Genomic DNA, 2,079 nt, shown 5'->3' with positions numbered 1-2,079 from the left:
ATGAAACAGTAACTCGGAATCATCAATGCAAAGCAATGTGGCAACTATTAAAACGGGTTCGAAACTTTATGGATAACATTTCATCGTTTCCCAGCGGTGGTCATGGAGTACAAAAAGTGAAGCATAATTAGGATCAGCTATTTAGCAGACACTCAGGTGTTAGTGTTAATTCGGGAGCGAACGGTTATCAGCGAGTCCTTTTACAGCAAAACGGAAGGTAGTGTCATGCACTGTAGCCGGATCTCAAGGGTAGTATTGCGGTTAGGGTAAGGCACCCACTTTCATCTCGGTCTAGAATCTAGACAGTGGGGTGTGAAATGAACCGAGATAATGAAAGTAACAGTGGCTTATCGACAATCGCTTGTCCATGTATTCGCCACTGTTGCATTGATGAGGAAGAGATCTGTTTAGGTTGTTTTCGAACTCTAGACGAGATCCTAAATTGGTCAGCTGCGTCTAACGAGGAGAAACAAGCGATTTTGATTCGTTGCCAAACCCGCAAAAGTAAAAGACGAGGACGTGCGCTGTGGAGTGAAAAACGTAATAAAGATAACTGATATTTGCTAGACTCTCGTTTTACACCTCGATATCGTCGGAACACTATTCAATGAGTCAGCAACAGCCGAACAATCCATTACATGGTATTACGTTAGAGCAACTTCTTACCCGCCTGCAAGAGTATTACGGCTGGGAAGGACTTGACGCAGAAATTCAGATCAACTGTTTCTACAATAACCCATCGATAAAATCATCTCTGAAATTTTTACGCCGCACACCGTGGGCTCGAGAAAAAGTTGAAGCCCTGTACATAGCGACATTTTGTCAGTCAGAGGATTAGTCTGTGGTTGACATAAGAGGGGCTAGTAGCCTCTCTTATGCTTATTTGTAGGTTTTATGGTGTTGAGCGACAGAGTTTTGAACTTGTTTTGTAGGACTGTTCTCGTTTTGCGATAATTAGATTTATCAGTAGTATTCTGTGTTAACTTAGTGAGGTTAAAAGAATGAAGCAAAGGAATTGAGGGAATATTTAACGGTATAGAAAAACATCCGAATGAAGTAGTTGTGGAAGCTGGTATGATTGTTACAGTGGTAGAAAATGATAGCAAAGAGCCAATGACATGGGCTCAAGGCTAGCATTAACTACAGCTTGTGAGTCACATTACTAATGTCTATAGATAGGTTACATGAACGATGTTACCAATATGTTTGACTGTAATGCCATCATCTTCTGTATCATAAATTGCTTCATATACAGGTTTTTTGAAGGGGACACAGCGATCTTCGATTAATTTATTTGCATGATTTTCAGTCTGTATAAATTTATTTGCATGATTTTCAGTCTGTATAAATTTATTTGTATGATTTTCAGTCTGTATAGGGCAAGGTCGTTCGATGACGCTTCCCGAAAATCTGACAGTATGTTCTCCAGCCATAGATAAAAAAGAGGCTGACATAAGTAGTGCCGAATAGTGATATTTACGCATAATGAAGTCCTTTTTTAGTTAATTTGTCCCGATAATAAAGTCCATTTATTGCACATTATTTTTTAATGTGAATTAACAATCAGGGCGTGAGCATACTTTGATTAATTTATAACCAAAGAATACTTGTGCTCTGTAATCGTTACACCAACCCGCTTGCTTTAGTTTTTGTCTTTGGCTCGGAGCACCGCACTCACATTGTTTTGGCCTATTAGATCATAGTTGCTAACAAAGTGCGATCCCGCCCTGAATTAACAGTTAAGATCTTGGTTTGGTGTCAAAATGATATGTAATGCCATGTAATCAATAAGTTAGTATATAGCAGCAAATTATAGTTGATCGATGCCGTAATCTACAGGGTGAGATCGCGAACATTTTCTAACCACTTAGAATGATCGGTTTGACGAGCATATTTAGCTGTGATCATATACTCTCTTTTAACAAAGAGGCCTACCCACAATGCATATCGATGAGTTTAAAGAGCACTTCCATTTAGTCGCAGATAAGCGCCAGTCAGCAAAGGTTACGTATTGCTTGTTTGAGGTTCTGTTCGGCTCATTGTGCGCTGTTATTGCTGGTGCCAAAGGTTGGTTTGATA

Annotated in this window: 4 protein-coding genes and 1 pseudogene; 4 read left to right on the top strand and 1 reads right to left on the bottom strand. The window is 39.6% G+C overall.

Annotated features, from left to right (window positions below; translation table 11 throughout):
• The 3 genes and pseudogenes from QTN95_RS20345 to QTN95_RS20335 all read left to right on the top strand — a co-directional run.
• Nucleotides 1–131 (top strand): annotated as a pseudogene (locus QTN95_RS20345) (IS630 family transposase); the annotation flags it as partial.
• Nucleotides 132–317: 186 nt separating this feature from the next.
• Nucleotides 318–557, top strand: a complete 240-nt coding sequence (locus QTN95_RS20340) for a DUF1289 domain-containing protein (protein WP_331418801.1) — start codon at nt 318–320, stop codon at nt 555–557.
• Nucleotides 558–607: 50 nt separating this feature from the next.
• The gene (locus tag QTN95_RS20335; protein ID WP_138970388.1) at nt 608–838 is read left to right on the top strand and encodes a VF530 family DNA-binding protein; all 231 of its coding nucleotides are present in this window, start codon (nt 608–610) and stop codon (nt 836–838) included.
• Between the two features lie 331 nt (nt 839–1,169).
• Here QTN95_RS20335 and QTN95_RS20330 read toward each other — a convergent pair whose 3' ends face one another.
• Entirely contained in the window at nt 1,170–1,484 is a 315-nt protein-coding gene (locus QTN95_RS20330) for a hypothetical protein (protein WP_331418800.1), read from the bottom strand.
• Nucleotides 1,485–1,940: 456 nt separating this feature from the next.
• Between QTN95_RS20330 and QTN95_RS20325 the strand changes: the two genes are divergently transcribed.
• Nucleotides 1,941–2,079: transposase family protein (locus QTN95_RS20325; RefSeq protein ID WP_331418802.1), on the top strand; the 139-nt coding region annotated here is incomplete at its 3' end.

Origin of the sequence: Vibrio sp. M260112 (assembly GCF_036533775.1) — a bacterium.
Taxonomy (GTDB): Bacteria; Pseudomonadota; Gammaproteobacteria; order Enterobacterales; family Vibrionaceae; genus Vibrio.
The sequence above is the reverse complement of the archived record's forward strand: the minus strand, read 5'-3'. Positions and strand labels throughout refer to the sequence as shown.

Bases quoted from the DNA above. Each gene is read 5' to 3' on its own strand.
- QTN95_RS20340 (WP_331418801.1), top strand. From the start codon at position 318: ATGAACCGAGATAATGAAAGTAACAGTGGCTTATCGACAATCGCTTGT.
- QTN95_RS20335 (WP_138970388.1), top strand. From the start codon at position 608: ATGAGTCAGCAACAGCCGAACAATCCATTACATGGTATTACGTTAGAG.
- QTN95_RS20330 (WP_331418800.1), bottom strand. From the start codon at position 1,484: ATGCGTAAATATCACTATTCGGCACTACTTATGTCAGCCTCTTTTTTA.